The organism is Bradyrhizobium denitrificans, assembly GCF_013179005.1.
GTDB classification, from domain to species: Bacteria; Pseudomonadota; Alphaproteobacteria; order Rhizobiales; family Xanthobacteraceae; genus Bradyrhizobium; species Bradyrhizobium denitrificans.
Map to the genome: position 1 here is coordinate 1 of NZ_JABFDP010000060.1, position 24,527 is coordinate 24,527.

The following is a 24,527-nucleotide window of genomic DNA, read 5'->3' on the forward strand; positions in this document are numbered from 1 at the left end:
GCGTAAACGTAGTGATCATCACTATCTGGCGCGGCCCGCCAGCCCAGCGTTCGCATCTGTTCGCCGCCGTCCGCCAACCTCCTGAACAGTCGCCGTAATTCTAGCGTTTGATGCGTGCTCGCGTCCGCGCCGGTTCGCCCCGAAACGTGGGTAAATGACGCGCAGGATGTGGGTAGCACCGTGGGCAAAACGGCGAGGCCGAAATGGCGCGTCTGGTGTGCCGGCTCACGGCACTGAAAGTTGCAAGGGTCAAGAAGCCCGGCATGTACGCCGATGGCGCGGGCCTCTATATGCAGGTCTCAGGCGACGGCGAAAACACGCCTGCGAAATCCTGGATCTTTCGCTTCACCCTTCGCGGCCGCTCCCGCGAAATGGAGCTCGGTTCGCTTTCGCTCTTCGGCCTCGGCGAGGCGCGCGCGAAGGCAGCCGAGTGTCGACGACAAATCTACGAAGGCATCGATCCGATCGAGGCGCGTCGCGCGTAGCGCGCCCATGCTGCCCTGGAGGTCGCCGCCGCGCTGACCTACAAGGACTGCACTAAGCAATACCTTGCGGCTCACAGTGCCGGCTGGCGCAACGCCAAGCACGCCGCGCAATGGGGCTCGACGCTGAAGACTTATGCTGAGCCGGTGATCGGCACTCTTGCGGTCCACAGCATCGACACCGCACTGGTGATGAAGATCATCGAGCCCTTGTGGCCGAAGAAGCCGGAAACGGCCTCGCGGCTGCGCGGCCGGATCGAAGCCGTGCTCGATTGGGCGACGGTGCGCGGTTTTCGCCAAGGTGAAAATCCTGCTCGATGGCGTGGCCATCTCGACAAGCTGTTGCCGGCCCGCACCAAGGTGCGCAAGGTTAAGCACCATGCTGCGTTAACTTATGATGAACTGCCGGCATTCATGACCGCGCTGCGTGCTCAGGATGGCGTTGCGGCACGCGCGATTGAGTTCTTGATCCTTACGGCGGGCACGCACCGGTGAGGTGATCGGTGGCCAACCAGATGAAATCAAAGACAAGGTCTGGACGGTGCCGGCCGGACGCATGAAAGCCTCCAAGGAGCACCGCGTTCCGTTGTCGGCAGCAGCGCTCGCCATCATCGAGACGCTGCGCAAGGAGCAGGGCGGCGCGCATCTGTTTCCGGGTGGCAAGCGCGACAAGCCGCTCAGTAATATGGCCATGCTCGCGTTGTTGGACCGCATGGGACGATCGGACCTGACCGCGCACGGCTTACGCTCGACCTTCCGAGACTGGGCTGCCGAGTGTACGAATTATCCGAATGAAGTGGTCGAGATGGCACTCGCCCACACGATCAGCAGCAAGGTCGAGGCCGCCTACCGCCGAGGCGACTTATTCGACAAGCGAAAATCGTTGATGTCCGATTGGGCAACATTCTGCGATTCAAGCGGAGGCGCGAATCAAAAGATCATCTCGATCCGCGCCTGAACTGCCCATTCGCTTGTCTGCTGTGCAACTTTCGCCCTCGGCGGCCTCCCGATGAGCTAGAATAGCAGGGCAGATCTCTAATCTTATCAGTCCCGATACACCGGGCAACATTGGCCGGCCCCTTTGGGCGGGACGCGCGGAAGCTCGCCAACAAGGAGCTTGAACAAGCTCCAGATGTGAGGAGCGTAAAGCCGCCGAGATCGCATTCATCGGCATCAGTTTAGTTCATGCTTACGGTCTCGATCGTTGCCGAAGCGCGTAGATACCGAGCGACGGATCGCCTTTGATCGACCGGCCGTCACGATGTTGGGGTTCGCAGACCATCAAAGAAGGGCACCGTCCGCGTCATTAGAAAACGGCAACCGCACGCCGGCAACTTTGCAAATCGCTTCAATCAGGAGCCGAACGGCTCGGGCATCCCACTCCATTTGCTCGATAGGCACATCCCAATGCTCTGACACCACGTAGGATGCATGGCGGGCTTTTATGCCCAGACCTACGATCGTCCGCGCCGGCGTAGCCATAATTGCCCGCTCAATGGGGGCCAGGCGAGCCAGGACCGATTCGATTTTCTGCGTTCGGCCGGCCCCGTCCGAGCGGACATTCTCCGCGTCTCGTGGCTCCCGATCATCACCGTGCTGGGACTCTAACGCGGAAATCTCCAACAACAGCGTGACAAAGGTCGTGTCTAACTGGACAAGCGCGAAATCGGGCTCAAGCTGTTCAGCTGGGGCCGTCTGATCCGCTGAAAGCTCATTCCGAGCATTCAATTCCTTCACTCTCAGAGAGGTAGTGGAATTCATCGCCCGCCCCGACGATACGTTGCCCATCCGCCCTGGATACTGATTCCGGGGAAGTTGCATTTACTGGTCACAGAGCAGGCGCCGCAGCCACGCTGCATGAGAAAGAGCGACAGCCCCATTGGAAACTCCTGGAAAGAAATAGGGACGATCCCATGCAATACCGAATTTATCGGTATCTGAAAAGTCGTTTTATGTCTCTGGCCCCCTCGGGAGGCCGGGATGCCGAAAACGGTGACATCACCCCTGCAGAAAAAGCTTGCCGCCATGCTGGTCGAGCACAGGAAGGCTGCGGGACTGAGGCAGGTCGACCTGGCTGAAAAGATGGGTGTCTACCAGTCCTGGGTAACTCACATGGAATCCGGCCAGCGAAGGATTGATGTCGTCGAGCTGATCGAGCTGGGGAAGATCCTGGGATTTGATCCGGTCGACGTGGTCAGGAAACTGAGTCGCAAGTAGGCATTGCGGTTTAAGCTGCTCGCGCAATTGGAGACCCCGACAATCAAATGGCTCTCGAAAAGGAACTCGTCCAGCTACAGGACGACTTCGCCACGATCGATCTGTACACGCGCAGGACTGATCCGGCCGTCGTCGAAATCTTATTGAAGCGGTTTAGGAAAATCGTATTCAGGATGGATGGCAATCACAACCATAAGCGGCCGCACCTTCACATCGACTATGGCAACGAACGTCACTCCGCTTCATACGCCATCGACAGCGGCGAGAGGCTTGCCGGACAGTTGGCCAATAAATACGACCGCAAAGTCAACAAGTGGATCGGCGAGAATAGGCCGAAGCTGGAAGAGATGTGGACGGCGCTACAGTCAGGAAAGGACGCGAAACCATTCATCTGCCAGCTGAAGGGTGACGATTTTTCTTGAGCCCCAGCGCAGAAGTGCTCAGTCGGGCGCTCCGGCGCCAACACGCACCTTGTCTCCGTGAAGTGCGAACCGGATAATTGATATGTCCGCACGGGCAAGCGCCCGCGCCACGTCGGAGGGGATTTCTTCGCCACACCGACCGCGAAATCCCCGTACGGGGTCGTGCTGCGCGGGTCTGGCCCGGCCCGGGTTCATTATACGACGCGCCGTGCTATTCTCCCGCGATACAACCGGGGGAAGCCCATGAAAGCCGACGATGCGCGCCTGAAAAAAGCGCATGACGAGGCCGTAGCGGCCGTCAATAAGCTGAACGATCTGATCGTGACGGTCCTCAAATATCACGTCCATACTGAAAGCGTGATGGTCGAGTTGATTGAGGCACACGGCGAGACGGCGAAAGAGACCTTTGCCGAGAAAATTGAGCAGTGCGAAGACCTAAATCCGCCGGAGATTGACGCCGCTACGTGGACGCTGCTGAGAAAGGCAAACCGGCTCCGAAACGCCGTCGCTCATAAAATCGACGGGCCAGAGGTCAAAGAGCGGCTGCAACAGACGCGCGACGCCTACTCCGCGCTCTCAGCACAAGCTGCCGAGGATGCGAAGACGTATACCGAAGTGCAGTTGGCGCTGATGGCGTTCACGCATTGCAGCTCATTCATTGTTGTCGCCACTGAAAACAAGAAAGAAGCGGACAAGAAAAAGAAGCCCTAGTTGTGCTTGGTGAAAATTCCGCGCGGGATTGATTTCAGCACCTTCCCGATAGTCTCTCCGCCGATCAATCCGCCCAGAATGGCGAGCGCGGCGCTGGAATCGGCCCCGGCAATGTGCAACAGACTCGTAAGGCCAACGAACAGTGCGCTCTTAGACGCATCGGTGTAAAGCCGCCCCAAGTGGGCGGCTTTCGATTCGCCGTCCGTCAACTGGGAAAATTCATATCCACAGCCCTTGCGACCCATACGGCCCGCGCCCATGTACCCCGCGACAATGGAATAGTCGAAGCGTGACGGGGAACACCGGTAGACTCGTAAACGTCCAAAAATCCCCAGCTCGCTGGCTTAACGTGCGATGTCGGCTAAGGTAGGACCCCGCACACCGATGACAGGAGCCCGTCATGGGCATCTTCCTTGTCCTCGAAGCCAGTCAGCCAAACGGTAGGGTATACCGTCTCGGCGTGGGGTGCCTCGTGCCCCCGCAAATGGCTTCGATGGTAGCCGTGATCGTGCGGCTGTTCTGATGCGGAAGGGCCGCTCCGAAAGGGGCGGCTTTTCTGTTTATACGTTCTGCGACCGCACGAGATCCCGGTACTCGTCAAATCCCGAGTCCGAGAGAGGTGTGCGGTCCGTTCGAGCGAAATACTTGGCGACGCGGGCAGCGGTGACTTCCGCCGTGCCGTTGGTGAGATCGCAGTTGAACGCCGTGATAGCGGCCTGCGGCGGGACCAGTTTTCCGGGATTGGGAATGAACCCGGCAGCAACGCACGTATCGCGGATGTCCTCATAGGCAGCCGTCAGCACCGCCAAATCATTGTGCGAGCCAATGAAGTCGTCGAGATAGACCGAGATACAAACACCCTTCGCTATGGCCCGGTCGATTGCGTCGGCGACCTCGGACTTCATGAGCGCGAGGCTTGCAAGGAGCGGGGATTGTACGAAGCCGATGGGGAGCGCGTGTGCCGGTCCCGGCAGTGGATTCCGCACACACGACCACATCGCAAACGTGTTGGCGCCGGGATAGCCCCATTGCCGCAGCGCTCGGGTCACGCGCATCCTCGCGATCGAGTAGTAGAAATTCTGGATGTCAATCTTGAAGAAAAGATTGTTGCTCAGGTGTGCGTGCAGGGCCGCGACGTGACCGCCCTTTTTGAAGTGATACATGTAATCGGGGAATGTGACGCGGCGCTTGAAATAGGCGAGCATCCGCTGGCCACGACGTTCGCACTTGTCATTCGGGACGAAAAACCACTTACCGCGCGACCGATATTTGAACTCGTAATTGACGATCATGGCAGTTGGCGACCTTACCCACAATTTCAATCAGAAGTTTGACGACGGTCAGGACCGGTATCAACCATTCCGCGATCTTGCGGGTAAGGGTCGCCATACGTGCAATAAATTTGCGCATATGGCATCTCCATAGTTCCCGCCAGCTACCCGCGACCCAATAACTTGGAGTCGTCAACCGAGAAGCACCTGATACGTCATGTCATCCGCGTCGCATCAGTTGTCCGAACGCGAACATCCGAACCATTACGATCCGAACGTCCGGTGTCGCCAGGTCATCGCCAGCGGAAAGCACAACGTGGAGATGCGGGTTCCCTGTTTCAAGGGCTATTGACTCAAATGCAGCTGTTCTCGTTGCGTTCTATATGCCAAGAGACCCATCGCTTCCCGCCGCCGTGACGATTGACCGGCCGCAAGAGGATTCGTTCGTGGTGAAGGACGCCAATGGGATCGTGGTCGCAACGGTCCACTGCCCGGACGATCTACAGAGATGGTCCTTCGGTCATTCCAAGCTCACTCGGAGGAGGCCAGGAAAATCGCCACGGCCATTGCCCACATCCCCGAGTTCATGATGCAGCGGAGGGGGTTCTATTCACGCGAGCCGGGCAGTTACCGATGAAAACCGACGCGGCCGTTTCAAGTCGCGTTTGAGGAGGGGTATATCCGCTCGCACTGGCACGTCATAAACGAACTGTGCAAGCTCAACGGTATCCCGTTCGATTCGACGGGCGAGAAGATCAAGCGCGACGGCTTGTGGTGCGTGTACGAGTTCGGGCAGCAACTCGACGCCATGATGGTCTGGGATCGCTTTCAGGGCCGATGGCTCCGGGGTGAGGAGTTCTCATATCCCGAGAGTCCCGAGAACATGCCGAGGATGAAGGAAGTGGACAGGACGCGGGCGTGGAATGAGAAGCCGCCGGACCTCAGGAGGTGACCTTGAAGAAGGGTGAAGCAGAAGCGGCCATGCCGCACTTGCTCGACAAGTGGGTGGAGCACGCGAAGGAGCCGTGGCCGCCGGACGGCCTGTATCACTACAGCTTCGGCACGTTCTGGACGTGGCTCCAAAACAACCATCATCCGTACACGCAATTCCGGGCGGTCCCGAATGCCCGCTATGTCATGGAGATGTGGTTCGACAGGATGACGAAGCAGGCGTGGCGCAATTGATGCGGAGCCAAAAAAGAGCCATGCTGCATGTAAGCTATTGATTTGACATGCGAGTACTTCTGTTTCCTAAGCTGCTAGCCGTGGCCCGAGGTCCGGCTAGGCTTCCAAGACATTCGAGTTTTGCGCGCCCGCAGCAAGCGCCGCGCCTATCTTAAGGGGCGCCGCCTCTCACGGCCTGGGTGAAGGGCCGGCGCCGAAGGGAGCGCGACAGCGCCCGTAATATTCATGTGTCCTTGTCTATTTGGAAAGCCGAAACCGGGGCGTAGGCGGCCGAAGCCGCGAAGCGGGGCGCGACGGCGCCAGCTCTTACGGCCTTAGGTCGGTCTGGTTCACTGCTATCACGAGGAAAAGGACCCTGCCGCCGGATGGGCCGAAGGCAGGCAACCGCCACGTCACCGCAGATCATCGAACTCCCCTTTCGGACGCCATGAGACCGGATCCGCGATCCAGCGGTTGATGTCGGATTCATGCCAACCGCTCCCGTTGGTGCTGATCTTGAGCTGGGCCGGGAACGTACCCTCAGCGATCTTGCGGAAGATGGTTGACCGGGACAGCCCGGTCCTATCGAGGACGGTTTTCAAACGGATGATACGATCTGGTTCGCGCATGGCTGCGCGGCCTCCTGCCGGCTGTTTCTGACGGCTGCTGCGACCAGACAGGACAGTCATTCAAGGGCACGCAAGAGGGTTTTTCGACATGCCGTACTGCGGCGAAGAATCGGCGGTAAATCGGATGGTTCAAATTCCGATGCCCCGGCCTCGGCCAAGGTCGATGCCGTGGCTGAAGGCGAGTTCGAGGCCGAGCCGGCGGCCTGATTCGAACGCGATGCCGAGGTCTTTCTTGCGGTTGGCGAGGATGGATTCCAGTTGCGGATCGCGTTCGAGGCTTTTCGCCATATCGCCCATCGCCGAGCGCGTCGCCTTGTAGCCAGACATGTCGCCTGCCTGATATTGGCGCAGGCTGGTCTGATCAAGCTTCTGCCAGCGCTCCACGAAGCGGTCGGCGCGGCGGCTCGGATCGATGCGGATTTCGGTTTCGAACTGGAGCGCGCGGACGGCTCGGTTGACCCGGCCGCTAGCCGCCTCGCGGGCCAGTTCCGGATCCTTTTTGTAGGCGGCTTCGGCATCATGCGAGCCATAGGGCCGCACCCCCTCGAAGACCTTGCGGGCCGCCTGCAATTCCTTCACCTGCTCCAGGCTGGCCTTGCCGCCCATCTCCTGTGCCTCGAAGATCGCATCCACGGCGCGGGCATGGCGCACGAGCGCTCGGGTGCGCACGCGACGCACTTCCTTTTCCACCTCTNGCGCACGCGACGCACTTCCTTTTCCACCTCTTCCGCCAGCTTCCTTTCCGGCGCTTCGGTTTCCCGCGGCTCGGCTCCCGTACCACTCGTTTCCCTTTCCGGCGCTTCTCGTTCCGGACTCCGTCCGCCATTTGGGCCGGTCGTCTCTCCAGGAGACCGAAAGCCGTCGAACATGTCGCGCAGCTTTTCCGGCACGAGCTTGCGCACGATCTCGGCCACGCGCTCGCGGAAGGTGATCCCACGCCGCTCGGCGTAGCTCTGTGCCGGATCGGCGCGTTCGTAGTCGGAGGCCATGTCCTTGGCCCGGTCGCGCGACAGGGTACGGGTGAGCCGGTCCGGATTGGCAAAATCGTCGCGGCCATAATGCAGGTCCACGCCGTAGCGGTGCCGCGACAGGGCGACATAGCTGCTGTGGGCATCCATCCCTGGCGTCGCCAGCACATGGGCGCGGTCTACCGTCATGCCCTGCGCCTTATGGATGGTCGCGGCATAGCCGTGGTCGATCCGGTTATAGTCCTTGATGTCGAATCGAACGGATCGGCCATCGTCGGTCTGCACGGTCATGGATTGGGCGCTGACCTGTTCGATGGTTCCGAGGGTCCCGTTCTTCACGCCAAGGCCGCGCTCATTTTGCAGGAACATGACGCGGTCTCCGCTGGCGAAGTGGCGCATGCCGCGCTCGACCGTCACACGCACCTCATCGCCCAGATCGCTGGCGGCCCGCATCCGCCCGCGCGCCGCCTCGTTGAGGGCCCGCACCTCGTCGTTGGTATGGGTGAGGATGATCCGGCTCCGATCCGGTGATGCCTGGCGGTCGCGGTCCCAGCGGTCAATCAAATCGTCGCGCGCCTGCTCGCGGGTTTGGGCCTCATGCACCATGCCGCGGGAGCGGTAAGCACCAAGCGCATGGCCGGTTTTGCCCGTCGCCAGATCGCGTGTGGCGTCGCGCTGCCAGTTCTCCCGTTGACGGCGCACTTCGCCGATTTCGGCCCCGCCATGACGCTCATGGATCGAGCGAAACGCCGCACCCGCCTCGATGGATTGCAACTGCTGGGGATCACCGACCAGCACGACTTTCGCGCCGGCCTCCGCCGCATGGGATAGCACGCGCTCCAACTGCCGCGTGCCGACCATGCCCGCCTCGTCGAACACCAGGACATCGCGCGAGGTGAGCCCGTCGCGGCCTTGTTCCCAGCCATGCTCCAGGCTAGCAATGGTACGTGAAGATATGCCCGATCCGCTTTCGAGGTTTTGCGCCGCGATGCCGGACAGCGCGACGCCTCGAACCTGATAGCCAGCGGCTTCCCAGGCCTCCCGCGCCACGCCCAGCATCGCGCTCTTGCCGGTGCCAGCATGGCCGACCACAACGCCTAAATCCGGCCTGTCCGTTACGTGCGCCAATGCCTCGGCCTGCTCGCCCGACAGGACAAGACCGCGCCGTTCCGCAAGCGTCAGCGCAGCTTCGCGATCTGCGTCACGCACCGCGTGGCGCTCCCGTTCCGCCATCAGTTCGGCGGCGCGATGCAGGCGCTGTTCAGCCTCGATCATCTCGCGGGTGGTGAACCGATCCTCGCCGCGAGCGTCCTTGCCGAGTTCGACCAGATTTGGCGCGCTACGCATCGCGCCCATCACTGCGTTGAACTGGTCGATCCCGTCGCTGTGACGATGCGCGAACCTCGCCATGTCGCGCGGTGTGAAGGTCGATTGTTGCTGGGTGATCGCATCCAATGCGACGGAAGGATCGGCAATGATCTCCTCGCCATTGTTCCGCGCGATCTCGCGGTGCATCTCGGCGCGGTCGGCGGCCTCGATTCCTTCGCCTTCGATGCGCTGTGCCGGCGCGCCGATCTGGCTTTGCGGCTCTAGCGCGATACCCTGAGCTTCCAGGCTGCGATGGTCGATCCGCGCGTCGATGTCGAGCTCGGCCAGGCGCTCATTGGCAAGCTCCGCCCAGCGTTCGCGCCAGCGCTCGACCATCTCGGTGCGGTTCCAGTCTCGCACCTTCTGGCCAAAACCGTTCTCGTCCACCGCGCGCATGGTCAGCATGACATGGGCATGGGGTTTGGGCATGCCGTCCTCGCCCATATCCCAATGCACATTGAGATCGGCGATCATGCCCCGATCCACGAATTCGACCCGAACGAAGTCGCGGGCGAGTTCGATGCCGTCGCGCACGCTCATCTCGCGCGGGATGGCGAATTCGACCTCGCGGGCAAGCTGGGCATCCTTGCGGACCTCGAACGCCTCGACATCGTTCCACAGCCGTTCGCGGTCACTCCATGCCTCCGGCGCATTGTCCGGCAGCATCACCTCGGAATGGACGACGCCGCGCTTGGCGCTAAAGTCCTGGACGCGACCCTGCCGCTCGTCGCGCAGCCGCGAGCCCGAGCGGTAGGCGGCCGACGCTACCGCGCTTGAGCCAGACTTGCGGCCAATGACCTTGACGTGAAGATGATAGATCGCCATCGCGATCGGATCAGTGGCACGACTAAGCGCACGTCGGAACGACGTATAAGCGCGCCCTCCCTCAGAAAATTCTCGGGAGGGACCTCACCGTCCCAGCCCGTCCTGATGACCCTACAGCATTGTCCCGGGTGCCCGGCTATCATTTCTCCATCAACACTCATAGGGGCGACAATGCGCAAACCACGGGATTTTGATGCGGACCTAAAGGCACTCGAGGAAAAGGCACGCGAGCTGAAAACCCGCAAGGTGCGCCAGCTCGGCGAATTGGTGATCACGACCGGAGCTGACACACTGAGTGCCGGAGAACTGGCGGGTGCGCTGATCGTGCTGGTCGAGACAAAGAGGCCGGGAAGAGGGAGGCATGGGCCAAGCGCGGTATCGTGTTTCTTCAAAGCCGGGCGCGGCGAAATGCGCCAGCAATTGACCGCAACGTGGAAGGCGCTTCTGCGCAACCGAGCGGCGCGCAACCGGTATCAAGCCGCAAAAGCGCGGCATGATATGCGTGCGTGGCAGGTCGATCGCCGCAAGCGCACGCGGCACCTGATCGAACTCGGCGGCCTCGTCGTGAAAGCCGGGCTCGTCAACTTGACCGGCGGCGATCGCGCCATGATCTACGGTGCGCTGCTCTGGATGGCTGAAAAACTCCAAAGTAATCGAAGCGAACAGGCGCGAGCGCTACGGGCCGCCAAGGGGGCGCAAGCGTTCGCGGGAGTCGGAGATCCAGAAGGGACAGATCCAATTGTTCCAGCAGCTGCACGAAAATCCGTCGGAAAACCTTGGGAGGATCAATGAGGGCCAAGCAGCTTGATAGCACTCCGCGATGAAGTGGCACTGCGGTGCTGAGGCAACGGTCCTTATGCTGCCGGCAGTCAAGCTGCCTTATCTCGCTCGCACGCGCACGAGCGCTGGCTGCAAACTCGCGCCGAACTGCATCCCGCCGCCACCAGTCTTGCCATGCTCGACGGCACGGGCGCCAGAGTGCCATCGACGATCGCACCACCCGGCACGCCGGTTACGGCATGTCTCAGACATGCCGGGCCATGGTCGAATGCATCTTCGGATGGGGCAAGCAGCACGGAACCATGCGCAAAACCAAGCACAGTGGTCGCGAACGCGTCCTCGGCGACTTCCTGCTCAACCTGATCGGCTATAACCTCATTCGGATACCCAAGCTGATCGCCGCATAACACCGTCCCTCGCGGGCGGACGGTCTTGCGATGCTCGCAACGCCCCGTCGGCTCAGACTTCAAAAGGTCAAACCGCCCGCCTCATGCGGGTTCTTCAACGGACTGCTAGACAAGGGAAGGATACCGCGATCCGCCGCTTGCACTCTATGCAGCTGCCGACATCGTCTCTGATCGCGCTCCTGCTTCAGCATGATCAGAAATCACTTCGACACTCGCGCTTCTAAGCCAACGCCCTAACGACATGTTACCCCTCACTTTAAGGGCATTGACAACCAGCTCCGATATTTTTTTGCTGTTGCCGGCGCGGGTGATCACTTAGTAGCCGATCACGCGTGATGTACCCGGCGTTCACGCCGGGTAGCGAATGGTTCATCAGCAGATGAATGTCGATCTCTCTGAAACACCTGCCGCTTGCGCGAGCGTGCGGTGGCTCTGCCGCAGATCGTTGCCCCATTTGGAGAGGACATTTCTATCCTCCTTGTGCTCGACGAGATGTCCTTGTTCGCTATCGGCCGGAAACAACCAAGAAAACCCTTACTCGGGATACACGGTCCGACCCACCTGACCGCGCGGATAATGCAGCGGATCATCGGCCGCGATAGCGGGATATCGAAAGCCTTCTCCTCACCACCTTTGGTCTTTGGGATGTCGACGAGCCGTCCTCGCCAATCGATGTGCTCGAAACGGACCGCTCTAAGCGCTGTTGGCCGTCATCCGCTAAGAAGAGTCAGAAGGTGAAATTCCCGCCTTAAAGGGGTGTTCAGTGCGTGAAGCTGCTTAAGCCAAACACCGATGTCGTTCGGCCCCATACCCGCTCCGAAAGACCGGAAAAGCTGCATTGAACACGAGAGATGGAGAATTGACACCATGTGGTAGAACAGTATGTGATCACCGGCGTGAAGATCCTTCGCTTGATGCGGCGAGATCAATCGTCGCGGCTTAAGTCAGCTCGAGGCGGCCCATTGCTATCCGTCATCGGTCGCTAATCTGCTTTCAGGCTGTGTCGCGGCTCCGAATATTGACGCCGTTCGGCTTCCAACATTGACCTCGGCCCACTACTCCAATTCAAAATGGATCCAGACGCTTACTGCATATCATGCCGGGTGAATGTTGGTGCCAATCGTGGGTCAAAAGCCGCGCGATCCGCGCCGGTAGTTCGCTCTGGAGGCGGATGCGATAAGGCCGTCCATGACCATCTGTGTCATGCTGGGCGTGTGGTTGGGTGGCATTCGTCACGAACCGTCAGCCCCCAGCCGAGACTTTGAGCACGAGAGGAAGACCTCGGTCGTTCATAGGTCTACGGCCACGACCGTTGTTCATCAGAGCTGGATCGCGCAAAGGAGTGGAGAGAGCATCTCACGGATTCGCACATTACCAAAATCGAGAGACAAACCGTCCCTCTTATGTCAATCTTCCGAACAAACCATTGAGTACATTACTTGGGGGATAAGTGTCTTACCTTGCCGGACCCTTCGAAGGGTCACCAGAAGCAACGCTCACCTCAATGACTTCCCCGTTCAGCAAACCTTCGTTAGCCTTCCGAATTGGCGTTACAGGGACGCGACAGATAGGTTCCGCTGCAGAGATAGCCGTTCGCACTCAGATCGCGCAACTGCTGCAGCTGATTTCAGGCGAAATTGGAAAACTCGCCAAGACGCCGGCGTCGCAAGCCGTCTACCTGCAGCAGGCAGATGGTGTGTCCGGATGGTTGCGAATGGTATCGCCTCTGGCGGAGGGCAGTGATCGGTTGGCGGCCGAGGAAGCGCTGAAGGCCGGCTATTCCCTTTATGCGCCGCTGCCTTTTTTGCAAGCCGAATATGAAAGGGATTTTCCCGCCACCGTCGAGGCATTCCGGACCCTGCTATCGAGGGCCGACGTTCTCGAGCTAGACGGCACCCGCGAGTTTGCCAGCGAAAGCTATCGGCAAGCCGGGCGCTTCGTCGTGCGCAATTGCGACTTGCTGATCGCCGTGTGGGACGGAGCCAGCGAGCGCGGCCCCGGTGGGACCGCGGAGATCGTTCGCTTTGCAACGAATTTGAAGGTGCCGGTGTGGTGGATCGACCCTTCGGGCCGGTCGGCGCCGTGTTTTGTCGAGGATGCTCAAAAGCTGCGTGCCGCGCGCGCAAACGATGCTGATGCGGCGCAGGCTGAATTGGGGCGCTACCTCGAAGGATTATTCGTTCCCCCGAAAATGGCTGGCGCAGAACGGCCTGGCATCTTCGGGCGCGTGGCGCACTTTCTTTCCCGCGCTCTGGATCGCGATACATCGCCGTTGCAGGAGTATCTCATCGAAACCGGCCCGCGGAAAAGGCGGATATGGCGAGCTTATTCGGTTGCGGTCGGTGCGCTCATTCCCATGGGAAGAGGCGTCTCGTCCACGCAGTATTCTTACATTACGCCGACAAGCGAAAGTCGGCGGTTCGGATACTTTCAGCGGGCGGATGGACTGTCCGAAGCCTATGGAGATCGGTACCGTTCGTCATACGTCTTGATCGCGGCACTCGCAATAGTCGTTGCCGTTTCGGCTGTCGGTGAACTCCTGCCGCACCGCCTCGAAATCCTGACGAGCGCGACGGGAGACCTGGCCATGGTGGTCATCGCCGCCCTCCTTGTCGTCAACTATTACTATCGGTGGCACGAGCGCTGGATTTCGTACCGGTTGCTTGCGGAACTGCTCCGGAAACAGACAATGTTATGGATGATCGGGAGGTCACTTCCGACGCAGGAAATCTTGCGATCGGCATTGAGCTGCGACGTTGCCGAAGAAGGTGACCGTTCAAAGCTGTCGCGCGACGCCTGGATTGGATGGTACTTCGTGGCCCTGACCCGCTCCGCGCCGCCCCTCACCGGTGCTTTTGATACCAAAAAAAGCAACGCCGCCCTGGGCACTGCGGCACTTATAACGGAGCAAATCCAATATCACACCTGGCGCGCCGCCAGCAGCAGGGCCGGGGCTTCCAGAATGGAAAGAGCAGGACAATTCTTTGTTTTTGTAGGGGCGGCGGCTACAGTTGTGAAAGGTGCATTCTGGATTGCGCATCATATCGGTGTTGCGCACCATATCGACCCTCTTCTTGAAGGGCTCAAGGCATTGGTGCACTTCATTACAATTGTTTCGCTTTCCTTCGTCGGATTGCGGACCTACTCCGAACTGCCATTACTGGCGCAGCAATCGTCTCGAATGATCAAAATTCTGAAGAACGCCGAAGCCGAGCTGGCTGCAATCGATATCGGCGCGCCCTCGTCCTCATGGGAGCTGGGGCACACAATGAATTCACTGGCCCTCGCGATGATGCAGGACGTGACGGGATGGATGGAATTGTTCCGTCTGAAAGTACTTGAGGCGCCTGATGTGCATTAGCGAGTGAGCGCGTGCTTGCTAACCGATCAGAGGCCCGGCGCCAGTTTAGGCGAAACCTCGGGGGAGGTATTTCAACCGCCGTGAGGGATTCCGACGCGAGCTATTGGTTGCGCCATGGAAACGAAAGATGTCCCGAATTTTCCTCAGTCACTCAAGCAAGGATAACGGCAGCGCGGTTGCACTGCGCGATTGGCTTGCCGGCCAGGGCTGGGACGACGTGTTTCTGGACCTCGACCCACAGCGGGGTATCGCGGCTGGCGATCGCTGGGCGCGCGCGTTGAACCAGGCGGTCCAACGCTGTGAAGCAGTGCTGTTTCTGGTGTCGCGAGCCTGGGTGACCTCGGACTGGTGTCTGAGGGAATTCAATCTGGCTCACCGCCTCAACAAGCGCCTGTTCGGCTTGTTGATCGAGAATATCCCGGTCGGCGAGCTCCCCGTGGCGCTGACCGGTACCTGGCAAACGGTCGCCCTCTCGTCGGGCCGCGATCATGTGGTGCTACGCGCGGTGCTGCCGGGAAGTCATGACGAAGTTCAGGTTAGCTTCTCGCAGGAGGGACTGACGCGCCTTCGGATCGGGCTGGAGCGTGCCGGCCTGGACGCTCGCTTCTTCGCCTGGCCTCCGGAAGGCGATCCGCACCGGGCTCCTTATCGCGGGCTGAAGTCGCTCGAAGCCGCCGATGCTGGCGTGTTTTTTGGCCGCGAGGCGCCAACTGTCGAGATGTTGGATCGCATTCGTGGTATCAAGGATGGCGTTTCGTTGCCGTGGCTCGTGCTGCTCGGAGCCTCCGGCGCCGGGAAGTCCTCGTTTCTGCGCGCCGGTCTCTTGCCGAGACTTCGCCGTGACGATCGCAACTATATCCCTCTTCCCGTAATCCGCCCCGGACGTGGTGCAATTCACGGAGATACGGGACTTGCTAGGTCGCTGGAGTCGGCGGTTGCCGCCTGCGAGCTGTCGAGGCCCTATCTGGAGGTCCGCGAGGCCGTCGAAGCGGGTGCTGCGGGTCTTCGGCCTCTGCTTCGTGCTCTGCTCGTGCGGGCCCGGGAAGCGCTTGTTGCAGAGGAGGCCGGCGTCAAAGCCCCGCTGCTGGTGTTTGCGATCGACCAGGGCGAAGAGCTGTTCCTGGCCGAAGGAGCAGCGGAAGGTGCGGCTCTCCTCGAATTGTTGCGAGAGCTGAGCAGTGTCGATGATCCCGCGATACTGGTCCTCATTGCAATTCGCTCCGACGCCTACGAGCAACTGCAAACCACCAAACATCTGGAGGGCATCAGTCAGCAGACGGTGAGTCTTACGCCGATGCCGCGGGGCGCCTATCAAGCGGTCATCGAGGGACCGGCTACCCGACTGAAGGAGATCGGCCGCTCCTTCGTTATCGAGCCCGCACTGACTCAGGCACTTCTCGCTGATATCGACGAAGGCGGCACCCGGGACGCGTTGCCCCTTCTGTCGTTCACGTTGGAACGGCTTTACCTCGAATACGGTGCGCAAGATCGCCTCACGCTCAGCGATTATGATGCGCTGGGTCGCATCACAGGGTCGATCGAGGCGGCGATCGAGCGCGCTCTGCGTGCCGCCGACACCGATAGCCGCATTCCACGCGACCGTGATGCGCGGCTGGCGTTGTTGCGGCGCGGGCTGATCCCCTGGCTTGCCGGCATCGATCCCGACACCGGGAGCGCCCGGCGGCAAAGAGCCCGTCTGTCGGAGATACCCGACGAAGCGCGACCATTGATCGACTATCTCGTTGAAGAACGTCTTCTCTCGATCGATGTCAGCGAGGGAACCGGTGAACGTACCATCGAGGCGGCGCACGAGGCCTTGCTGCGGCAATGGGGGCTGCTGAAAGGATGGCTCGAGGAGGACTTCGGCGTACTCGCCAGCCTTGAGAGCGTCAAGCGCGCGGCGCGCGACTGGGCAGCCAATGACCGACGTGAAGACTGGCTCGCCCACCGCGGCAGCCGTCTCGAGGACGTCGAGCGGCTGCTTCTGCGTCCTGACCTCGTCTCAAAGCTTGATACTACGGATCGCGAATATCTTGCCAGTTGCACGAACAAGGTGACTGCGGAACGAAAAATCAAGCTGCAGGAGGAGCAGGAGCGCCGACGGCTCGAGAGCACCCTGGCAGAAGCAACCTCGCTCCCGACGCTGAGGCTTCGTTCGAAGCTGCTATACTCCGCCGTCGTGCTTCTCTTGACCGCTGCCGCGCTGCTTCTGCGCGTTTACGACCCCTGGTTCGTTCAAACCGCGAGGAACTTTGCGTTCGATACGTATCAACAATTCGACTCCGAACCTGTACCCCAGGGCCCGACTCGAATCGTCGCCATTGACGACGAGTCACTTGGAAGAATTGGTCAATGGCCGTGGCCTCGGAGCGTCATGAGCGACATCGTGAACGCCCTTGCAGGAAAGGGCGCCGCAGTAATCGGGCTCGACAGCATTCTCGCCGAGCCGGATCGCATGTCGCCCGAGCGGATCGCCGGAACGTGGTCCCGCGAACCACGAAGCGGCTTGAGTCCATCGGCAAACGACAGGGCATTGGCTGTAGCAATGCAATCTGCAAAGGTGGTCCTGGCTCTTGGCCCATCGCCTGTCAAAAGCTCCGGCCCTCCGAGCAGGCTGACGGAATTCGTTTCTGTGGGAGAGGATCCTGCCACGCACCTCTTTAGTATCCCAGGAACCGTGAAGAACCTAGATATCCTCGAACTGGCGGCAAAAGGGGTTGGGTCGACCAACGGGCGGTTCGATTTAGACGGCCTCATCCGCCGCGTTCCACTGGTGTGGAAAACGGATTGGGGTCTAGCACCTTCCCTTCCGCTTGAAATGCTTAGGATTTTCAACGGCGACAAGTTTATCCTCATCCGCAGCGACGCCGTAGGCGTCGAACAAATCGGGCTCAAGGGAATTCACATCTCGACGGACGAACACGGCGCTGTATTTCCGAGATTCCGCGTGAGCGATCGGCAATCCGACATACCTGTCTGGAAACTGATGGCGGGCGAAATCGGGGAAGAGGACATCAAGGATCGCATGATCCTGATCGGAGCCACGGCGACAGGCCTCGCTAGCGTGGTGCAAACGTCGAAGGGGGCTCTCTATAGCGTCGATTTCTATCGGCAGATCCTGGACAACATTCTTTCTGGCCGGCTGCTGTGGCGACCGTCATTTGCAATAGCGATTGAACTAATCATGACGGCCCTGTCGGCCGGCGCGCTCGCCTTGCTGCTTTTAAATCGTGACCTCGTCAGCTTCCTGGTTGTCGCGTTCGGAATGGAGGGCTTGATCCTGGCGATTGGCGAATTTGCCTATCGGCAGTACTCGATGCTCATTGACGTCTCCTATCCGATCGCCATACTTCTGATCATCAGTCTCGTGTTCCTCGTCTTCCTTTACGTTGCGATCGCCGCCAACCGGCGGAGGGCCTCGTTGGAAATGAAGCGAAGCAGCACGCATCGGGCTGCCTGATGCGATGCGCCGATGGGCCGAATCCTTAACTTGAGGGGCTGGATAAACCGCCCGACGTTTACGTACGGTTGCTATGAAGAAAGGTTATTCCAGGCACCATGTGCTTTCGTTGGAGCTCGGCGAGCGAGCAAGTGTTGCAGGCGAATCCGGCGTGGCCAAATATTTGAGGTCGGGTTGCGATGAAGAGATTGCTCGCAACCGTGCTGATGTCGACCGTCCCTCTAGCCGGTGCATTTGCCGCCGATGCCCATTGCGGGGCCGGCGGCCATCCAATGATCCTGGCGTGCGAAGCCTCAGACTGTCGCGACAATTTCTTGCAGGCTCTAAAGCATCTCATCGGCCCCGCCTCCAAGCCGGATAAAGGCAATGCGCCGGTCGGTCCGGTGCAGAACGGCTGCCAGGGCGCCGGATGGGTCAATCCCGTCCGTCCTTCGCCTTTCAGCCTGATGTTGGCTGATTCCGAAGCCCTGACGCCAAAACTGCCCGCCAGAAGCAAGAAGAAAGCATACTCAGCATCGCGGTGGGCGATTGAACAATACCCGAGACAGTTCGGTATCGGTTCGGCCGACCGCGATGCCGGCAGATTCGCCACTTTCGCGACGGCGAGCCGTGGAAAGCGGCGGCCGCGCTCCATGGCACGATGTCCCACATCTTTCTTAGTCGTTCGAGCAAGGATAATATTACTGCGGTTGCTCTAAGGTGAGAGCAGACTCAACTTGTGACTGGTGGGAAGACGGGAGTAGGTCACGCGCGCCAATGAAAATTGGCTCGCGCAATCGTCAGACCCTTGGCGCTTTTGATCTTCGTAGTTAGGCTGTGGGCATCTCTGGATGCTTGGGATCTGCCTCAGTGCGCATTGTCCGTGTATTTATTTCATCCCCTGGGGATACTGAAAACGAACGAAAGCGGGCCGCACGTGTTATGGAGCGCCTCAACGCTGCTTATTCAGATACCGCTCAATTCAAGCCTGTACTCTGGGAGGAGCGGTATTACAGCGCACATGAAAGCTTTCAGCGGCAGATCGAGCGCTCCACAGATTGCGATATTGTATTAGCGATCCTGCGTGGCCGACTTGGCACGCCCTTGCCGCCTGATTTTGTGGCGCGCCTGCCGGAGAAAGACCGAATTCCTGAGCCGGCCGCCTATCAGAGCGGCACAGCTTATGAAATTCTATCTGCTATCGCCGCCCGGCGGCGCGGCGCAACTCTTCCGGACATCTTTGTTTTCCGTTACCCGCGCGATCCGGTTGTCAGTCTCGATGACGAAAAACGGGCCGAAATCGAATCACAATGGCAAAAACTGAAGCAGTTCGCCGAGCAGGTATTCGTCACTACGGAAGGGCATTTCAAAGGAGCTTATCAGACCTTTGGATCAACCGACGATTTCGAAACGAAAGTTGAAGGCGCTTTGCGCCAATGGCTGTCAGAGAACGTACTCAGAAACCGCGCCGTTGTTTGGCCGACCGCCATCAAAGGCTCGCCGTTCCGTGGCCTCGAACCCTTCGGTGCCAAGCATGCTGACGTGTTTTATGGTCGCGATCGCGACCGGGAACGGGCGCTGGATCGGTTGAAAGACGCTGCAGATGCAGGTTTCCCGTTCCTGACTATTGTCGGCCCGAGCGGCGCGGGCAAATCATCCTTCGCTCGCGCCGGCATATTGCCTTGGCTGGTAAAACCCGGGGCAGTCACCGGCGTCGAGATCTGGCGAGCGGCGGTTATGCGTCCGTCCGATCACGCTAACGGTCCTATTTTTAGCCTCGCGCGTCATCTATTTGACGACGAAGAAGACATAGCTAACCAAGAAGTAGGCAGGCCGATCGCCTTGCCGGAACTGGCTTCTGGCGACAACTCAAATCCAAACGCTTTGGCCGGGCTGTTTTCGGTTTTTGCGCGCGGCAAATTCGAACGAGCAGAGGATCTCGAAAGCGCTGGACGAGCGACTTTAGCGCCAATCGAAAGAGCACTCAAGTCAGTTTCTCGAGCTGAACGTGAGATCTGGGGCAGAGAAACGGAAGCACCAGCACGCCTGTTGCTGGTCATCGATCAACTCGACGAGCTTTTTGCGCCAAGCGTCGACGATGCGGAGCGGGAGGCATTCGCGAGATTGATCGGTCGGTTTTCTAGCTCTGGCCTGGTTTGGATTGTCGCGACCTTACGAGCGGAATTTTACGAAGCATTCCTAAAGAGCTCTTTGAGCCGGTTTGCTTCGTCTAAGACCGCACACGCTTCCAAGCGGCTGGAGCTCACCTTCGATTTGCTGCCGCCTGGGCTCTCTGAGATGGGCGAGATTGTCAGAGGCCCAGCGGAGGCGGCTGGGCTCGACTGGGAAATCGATCTAGCCTCCAAGGAGAGGCTCGACGACCGACTGCTAGCGGATATTGATCGCCCTGACCTACTACCGCTTGTTCAATTTGTTCTTGAGCAGCTCTACGAGCAGAGGGTGCAGAAAGACGAGAAGAACATCCTGACTTTTGAAGCGTACCGCGCCCTCGGCAAGCTCGATGGAGCGATTGACAAGGCGGCAGAAAAAGCCCTGTCTCAGTTGGGGCCAGCGGAGAAGTCGGCTTTGCCTAGACTGCTTCGCAGCCTAGTCACCTACGCGCGGCGAGCACCGGGAAGCAGTAGCAGCGCCGTCGCTCTGGTTCAGGCACAGCGTAAGATCGCAGCACATGACGAGGCATCCAATCATTTAGTCGGCGCGTTGACGGAGGCGCGCATTCTCGTCTCGGGAAATGACCCGGACAAGACTCCGATCGTCGCGCTGGCGCATCAGCGTGTCATCGAAGCGTGGCAAAACGCACGGAGGATCGTTGCCGAAAATGAAAACCTATTGCGGGTTCGAGAGGAAGTGGAGGACGCACGCCTACGTTGGATGGAGAGCGGACAACGTCGTGACCGATTGATTCCACCTGGGCTTCCCTTGTCTGAAGCCGAAAATGCGATGGGTATGCTTAGCGACGAGTTTCTGCCAGCGACCAGAGCCTACATAAAAAAATCTGGGCGTGCGGCGCGAGTACGACAAACCCTGCTGGGTGCTGCCGCAATCATTTTCCTGTTTGTGGCAGGAGTAGCTGCGTTTGCATATCATCAAGCTGGTCAAGCTGCTATTGAAGCCGAAGTCCAGCGCGACTCGGCAGACAGGGCAACGGTAGAAGCAAAAATAGCTGCTAAAGAAGCGGAATTCCAGCGTGGTCTTGCCGAGAGTGCTAGCCGCGAGGCGAAAGATCGACAGATTCAGGCGCTCCAAAATCAGTCTTCGGCAATGGTGGCCCTTTCAAGAACTGTGCTTTCCTCCAACCAAGCCTTGGCAACTAAGTTCGCACTCGCTGCGTGGCCAAGAGCAATCAGTGATCCTTTGCCCCCGAATGAAGAAGCATTGGCCGCGCTTGGCGAGGCCGTTAGTCAGTTGCGGGAGCGCCAAGTCTATCGCGGCCACTATGGGGCGGTACGGGATGCTGTTTTTTCATCAGATGGTTCAAAGATCGTTTCTTGGGCGTCGAGCACTTTCTTGGGAGGCCCAGACGTCTTGCCTGACAACACAGCGCGAGTCTGGGATGTGGCTTCTGGTCAGGTCAAAGCGATATTGCGTGGACATGAGGGCCAAATCGTAGCCGCAGCTTTTTCCCCCGATGGATCGCGCGTTCTCACGGCCGCCGTAGATCACACCGTGCGCGTTTGGGAGATTGCTACCGGTCGCGTCATCGACGTGATCCAGATCGACGACAAAGAGACAGACTATACATTTTATGAAGTCTCGTTTTCGCAAGACCGGAAACTTGCTTTCACGAAGTCTAGTTTCGGGGTTCAAATCTGGGACGTCGAAAGACACACCAGAGTTGCTATCTTTCAGCACGTGAGTGACGGTGGCTCCTACCAATATTCTCTTTCGTCGAACCGCGAGCGTATCGTTACCGCTGCTCGTGACAGCACGGTCCGCGTGTGGAACACGAAAACAGGCGAGCTCATCTACATTCTCCGAGGTGACAAAGATGACCATTTTTACCAAGCGTCCTTTTTATCTGACGATACTCGCGTCTTGGCGCGATCGAGTAAATCCGTCCAGATTTGGGACGCAGCTAGCGGGAAAAGGCTCCAAACCTTGCATCACGAGAGCATTGTGAACGACGTATCCTTCTCTAAAGATGGCACTCGAATCGCAACTGCTTTGGCCGATGGGTCTGTGAAGACGTGGGATGCAAAATCTGGGAAGCTTTCTGTTACCCTGGGCGGGCATGGCGATGCATTCGATGGTGTTTCATTCTCCCCTAACGGAACGCGTCTTTTGGCTCGATCAGGCAATTCGGTGGAACTATGGGACGCGTCGACCGGCCAGGCGATCTCTTCGCTTCGGCACGATGGCACCGTAACAGATGCCTATTTTGTTCATAATGGCACGGGAATTATCACGGTATCCGACGACAAATGTTTGCGACTGTGGGATTCCGTGAGCGGAGCATTGGTCGCAATTCTTAGAGGACACGATGATGTCATTCTCCAAGCGCGAATGTCACCAGATGAAACCCGCGTCATCACCACATCGAAAGACAAAACAATACGGCTCTGGGATGTGTCGACTGGGACAAGCGCTAGAATAATGCAGCTCTGGGATGCGCCGATTAGAACGAGGGACTCAATCTTAATTGATTCTCAGCAATCTTATAGCGCCGCCTTTTCTCCAGGTGAGCCCCGAGCAGTTGTCAGTACATCAGGCAAGACAGCTCAAATTTGGAGTTCGTTTGGCGGTGAAGGAACTGTGGTATTGAGCGGGCATGAAAGCTCAGTGTTAAGCGCTCGTTTTTCGCCCGACGGGACTCGGATCGTTACCGCTTCTGCTGATAACTCCGCGCGGGTATGGGACGCAAGAACTGGAAGGCAAATTTCACAGCTGAATGGCCACGAAGGCGTAATTTGGATGGCTAATTTTTCGCCAGATGGATCGAAGGTCGTTACGGCTTCGGACGACCTTACTGCACGGATTTGGGACTTGGCGACTGGCCAGACGACAACATTGCGGGGCCACGAGCACCAGGTCCTTACAGCGAAATATTCGCCAGATGGAACTAAGATCCTGACCGCGTCGATGGATAAAGCGGCGCGAATATGGGATGCCAAAACCGGCGCAACGATCAGGATATTGCACGGCAAGGATGCAATGTTGGATGCTTCGTTTTCTCCGGACGGCTCTCTGATTGCAACCAGTTCGTCAGATAGAGCCGCTCAAGTGTGGCGGGCGGACAGCGGGGAAATGATCGCTGTCCTTCGTGGGCACGAAGATGACGTTACGAGCGTGTCATTCTCTCCTAGCGGAGATCGTATCGTTTCTGCTTCTGCCGACGGAACGGCCCGGATTTGGGACGTAGGTACTCACAGCACGCTGGCCGTGCTGCGAGGGCATGCGATACAAGGGCGCCACACTGTTACGAATGCGTCGTTTTCTTCCGACGCCTCTCTAATTGTTACGTCCTCTCACGACGGAACGACGCGAATTTGGGATGCTCAGAAAATCCCGAAAGGATCACTATTCGCAGTTGCCTGCAACTGGCTTCCTAATCACGACTTGGCTGACATAGAAAAGGCATTTTCCTTCGCCAAGCTAGGGGCTATTTGCAACGAGGGTCAACCGTTGCCAACTGCGAAAATATATCCCCGCATCGAACGCGACGAGCGCTTGCGAAAGTTCGACGATGCCATCGCCGCAAGCCCAGGGGATGCATACCTTTTCTCTCTTAGGGCCGACGTCGAGAGCGATATCGGCGACTTCGACGGCGCAATGGCAGACTATAGTCAAGCGATAAAATTGGATCCTAAGGCATACAACGCGCTTAACGGACGATGCTTTGCGGCGGTCCTAGCCGATAAGGTGACCCAGAAGACTCTATCTGATTGCGATGAATCGTTACGTTTGCGTCCAAAAGATGCGGCGATTTTGGACAGCCGCGGATTTTCGAACCTGAGGCTCGGGCGATTTAGCGAGGCAATGTCCGATTTTGAGGCTGCGATCTCTATCAAACGCGACCTAGCCAGCTCTCTCTACGGTCGTGGGATCGCAAGGTTGGCAGTCGGAAATAGCGTAGCCGGAGCCGATGATATCAACTTGGCAAAGAGGCTTGATCCAAAGGCCATCGAGACGCTACTCAGCGTTGGAATAAAATAGACACTTCGATCTTTGAGTGGCAGCGGACGAGGTCCGCGGCATCGAGCTCGAGTCAGCAATGTTGCGCCCTCGATCCGAGGCAGCGTTCTTCAAGCACTTGCGATCGTGTTTTTCTGGACTCATCAATCTCAGCGTACGCATACGACGAAGGCCTGATTGACGCGTGTGCGCGGGCTCGGCGAGCTATACAATCGTGTCGGGTGATGGGTAGGCCCCGGTTGACCTGCCACTGAAGTTTCATCCAGCAGCGTTTAGAGTCCGAGTGGTTCTGCAGTGAGACCGAACTTTGGACCACCCATAACTAGAGTT

14 protein-coding genes and 3 pseudogenes are annotated in these 24,527 nt (G+C 58.8%); 12 read left to right on the top strand and 5 right to left on the bottom strand.

Going from position 1 to position 24,527, the window contains the following annotated elements; genetic code table 11:
• The first annotated feature begins 203 nt into the window (after positions 1 to 203).
• Positions 204 to 1,440, top strand: a pseudogene (locus HL671_RS37185) (tyrosine-type recombinase/integrase).
• Between the two features lie 323 nt (positions 1,441 to 1,763).
• On the opposite strand, the gene HL671_RS37190 reads toward HL671_RS37185, so the two are convergent.
• Positions 1,764 to 2,243, bottom strand: coding sequence for a hypothetical protein (locus HL671_RS37190; protein ID WP_246579653.1), 480 nt, complete (start codon positions 2,241 to 2,243; stop codon positions 1,764 to 1,766).
• A 219-nt stretch (positions 2,244 to 2,462) separates the two neighbouring features.
• On the opposite strand from HL671_RS37190, the gene HL671_RS37195 reads away from it, so the two are divergent.
• The 3 genes from HL671_RS37195 to HL671_RS37205 all read left to right on the top strand — a co-directional run bounded on the left by HL671_RS37195 (position 2,463) and on the right by HL671_RS37205 (position 3,832).
• Positions 2,463 to 2,699: a helix-turn-helix domain-containing protein gene (locus HL671_RS37195; RefSeq protein ID WP_172182118.1), complete on the top strand. Its 237-nt coding sequence runs from the start codon at positions 2,463 to 2,465 to the stop codon at positions 2,697 to 2,699.
• A 47-nt stretch (positions 2,700 to 2,746) separates the two neighbouring features.
• Entirely contained in the window at positions 2,747 to 3,121 is a 375-nt protein-coding gene (locus HL671_RS37200) for a DUF4160 domain-containing protein (RefSeq protein WP_210264271.1), read from the top strand.
• A gap of 243 nt (positions 3,122 to 3,364) precedes the next feature.
• Complete coding sequence (locus tag HL671_RS37205; protein WP_172244024.1) at positions 3,365 to 3,832, top strand: hypothetical protein; 468 nt, start codon at positions 3,365 to 3,367, stop codon at positions 3,830 to 3,832.
• Here HL671_RS37205 and HL671_RS37210 read toward each other — a convergent pair.
• A complete protein-coding gene (locus tag HL671_RS37210) occupies positions 3,829 to 4,077 on the bottom strand; it encodes a hypothetical protein (RefSeq protein ID WP_172244027.1) in 249 nt (82 codons plus the stop codon). The two genes, HL671_RS37205 and HL671_RS37210, sit on opposite strands and share 4 nt — an antisense overlap.
• A gap of 315 nt (positions 4,078 to 4,392) precedes the next feature.
• On the bottom strand, positions 4,393 to 5,124 hold the full coding sequence (locus tag HL671_RS37215) for a reverse transcriptase domain-containing protein (protein WP_172244030.1): 732 nt from the start codon (positions 5,122 to 5,124) through the stop codon (positions 4,393 to 4,395).
• Between the two features lie 933 nt (positions 5,125 to 6,057).
• On the opposite strand from HL671_RS37215, the gene HL671_RS37220 reads away from it, so the two are divergent.
• Positions 6,058 to 6,288 carry a hypothetical protein gene (locus HL671_RS37220; RefSeq protein ID WP_172244033.1) on the top strand — a complete coding sequence of 77 codons (231 nt, stop codon included), beginning with the start codon at positions 6,058 to 6,060 and terminating at the stop codon, positions 6,286 to 6,288.
• Between the two features lie 392 nt (positions 6,289 to 6,680).
• Here the strand turns inward: HL671_RS37220 and HL671_RS37225 are convergent, their stop codons facing one another.
• Positions 6,681 to 6,896: a helix-turn-helix transcriptional regulator gene (locus HL671_RS37225; RefSeq protein ID WP_172244036.1), complete on the bottom strand. Its 216-nt coding sequence runs from the start codon at positions 6,894 to 6,896 to the stop codon at positions 6,681 to 6,683.
• A 129-nt stretch (positions 6,897 to 7,025) separates the two neighbouring features.
• Positions 7,026 to 10,057 (bottom strand): annotated as a pseudogene (traA, locus tag HL671_RS37230) (Ti-type conjugative transfer relaxase TraA).
• 171 nt (positions 10,058 to 10,228) lie between these two features.
• Between traA and HL671_RS37235 the strand changes: the two are divergent.
• The 7 genes and pseudogenes from HL671_RS37235 to HL671_RS39050 all read left to right on the top strand — a co-directional run bounded on the left by HL671_RS37235 (position 10,229) and on the right by HL671_RS39050 (position 24,218).
• A pseudogene (locus tag HL671_RS37235) lies at positions 10,229 to 10,554 on the top strand (conjugal transfer protein TraD).
• A gap of 1 nt (position 10,555) precedes the next feature.
• Positions 10,556 to 10,849, top strand: coding sequence for a conjugal transfer protein TraD (locus HL671_RS37240; RefSeq protein WP_172244039.1), 294 nt, complete (start codon positions 10,556 to 10,558; stop codon positions 10,847 to 10,849).
• A gap of 44 nt (positions 10,850 to 10,893) precedes the next feature.
• Positions 10,894 to 11,244 carry a transposase gene (locus tag HL671_RS37245; RefSeq protein WP_172244042.1) on the top strand — a complete coding sequence of 117 codons (351 nt, stop codon included), beginning with the start codon at positions 10,894 to 10,896 and terminating at the stop codon, positions 11,242 to 11,244.
• Positions 11,245 to 12,694: 1,450 nt separating this feature from the next.
• Positions 12,695 to 14,605 (top strand): DUF4231 domain-containing protein, encoded by a 1,911-nt coding sequence (locus HL671_RS37250; protein WP_210264272.1) that lies wholly within the window; start codon positions 12,695 to 12,697, stop codon positions 14,603 to 14,605.
• A 127-nt stretch (positions 14,606 to 14,732) separates the two neighbouring features.
• The gene (locus HL671_RS37255; protein ID WP_172244048.1) at positions 14,733 to 18,065 is read left to right on the top strand and encodes an nSTAND1 domain-containing NTPase; all 3,333 of its coding nucleotides are present in this window, start codon (positions 14,733 to 14,735) and stop codon (positions 18,063 to 18,065) included.
• Between the two features lie 179 nt (positions 18,066 to 18,244).
• The gene (locus tag HL671_RS37260) at positions 18,245 to 18,763 is read left to right on the top strand and encodes a hypothetical protein (protein ID WP_172244051.1); all 519 of its coding nucleotides are present in this window, start codon (positions 18,245 to 18,247) and stop codon (positions 18,761 to 18,763) included.
• 151 nt (positions 18,764 to 18,914) lie between these two features.
• Positions 18,915 to 24,218 (top strand): nSTAND1 domain-containing NTPase, encoded by a 5,304-nt coding sequence (locus HL671_RS39050; protein ID WP_172244054.1) that lies wholly within the window; start codon positions 18,915 to 18,917, stop codon positions 24,216 to 24,218.
• Positions 24,219 to 24,527 lie beyond the last annotated feature (309 nt).

Excerpts from the sequence above, each read along its gene's own strand:
- HL671_RS37225 (WP_172244036.1), bottom strand. The coding sequence starts at position 6,896 with ATGCGCGAACCAGATCGTATCATCCGTTTGAAAACCGTCCTCGATAGG.
- HL671_RS37195 (WP_172182118.1), top strand. The coding sequence starts at position 2,463 with ATGCCGAAAACGGTGACATCACCCCTGCAGAAAAAGCTTGCCGCCATG.
- HL671_RS37255 (WP_172244048.1), top strand. The coding sequence starts at position 14,733 with ATGTCCCGAATTTTCCTCAGTCACTCAAGCAAGGATAACGGCAGCGCG.
- HL671_RS37205 (WP_172244024.1), top strand. The coding sequence starts at position 3,365 with ATGAAAGCCGACGATGCGCGCCTGAAAAAAGCGCATGACGAGGCCGTA.
- HL671_RS37190 (WP_246579653.1), bottom strand. The coding sequence starts at position 2,243 with ATGAATTCCACTACCTCTCTGAGAGTGAAGGAATTGAATGCTCGGAAT.
- HL671_RS37240 (WP_172244039.1), top strand. The coding sequence starts at position 10,556 with ATGCGTGCGTGGCAGGTCGATCGCCGCAAGCGCACGCGGCACCTGATC.
- HL671_RS37215 (WP_172244030.1), bottom strand. The coding sequence starts at position 5,124 with ATGATCGTCAATTACGAGTTCAAATATCGGTCGCGCGGTAAGTGGTTT.
- HL671_RS37210 (WP_172244027.1), bottom strand. The coding sequence starts at position 4,077 with ATGGGTCGCAAGGGCTGTGGATATGAATTTTCCCAGTTGACGGACGGC.
- HL671_RS37200 (WP_210264271.1), top strand. The coding sequence starts at position 2,747 with ATGGCTCTCGAAAAGGAACTCGTCCAGCTACAGGACGACTTCGCCACG.
- HL671_RS37260 (WP_172244051.1), top strand. The coding sequence starts at position 18,245 with ATGAAGAGATTGCTCGCAACCGTGCTGATGTCGACCGTCCCTCTAGCC.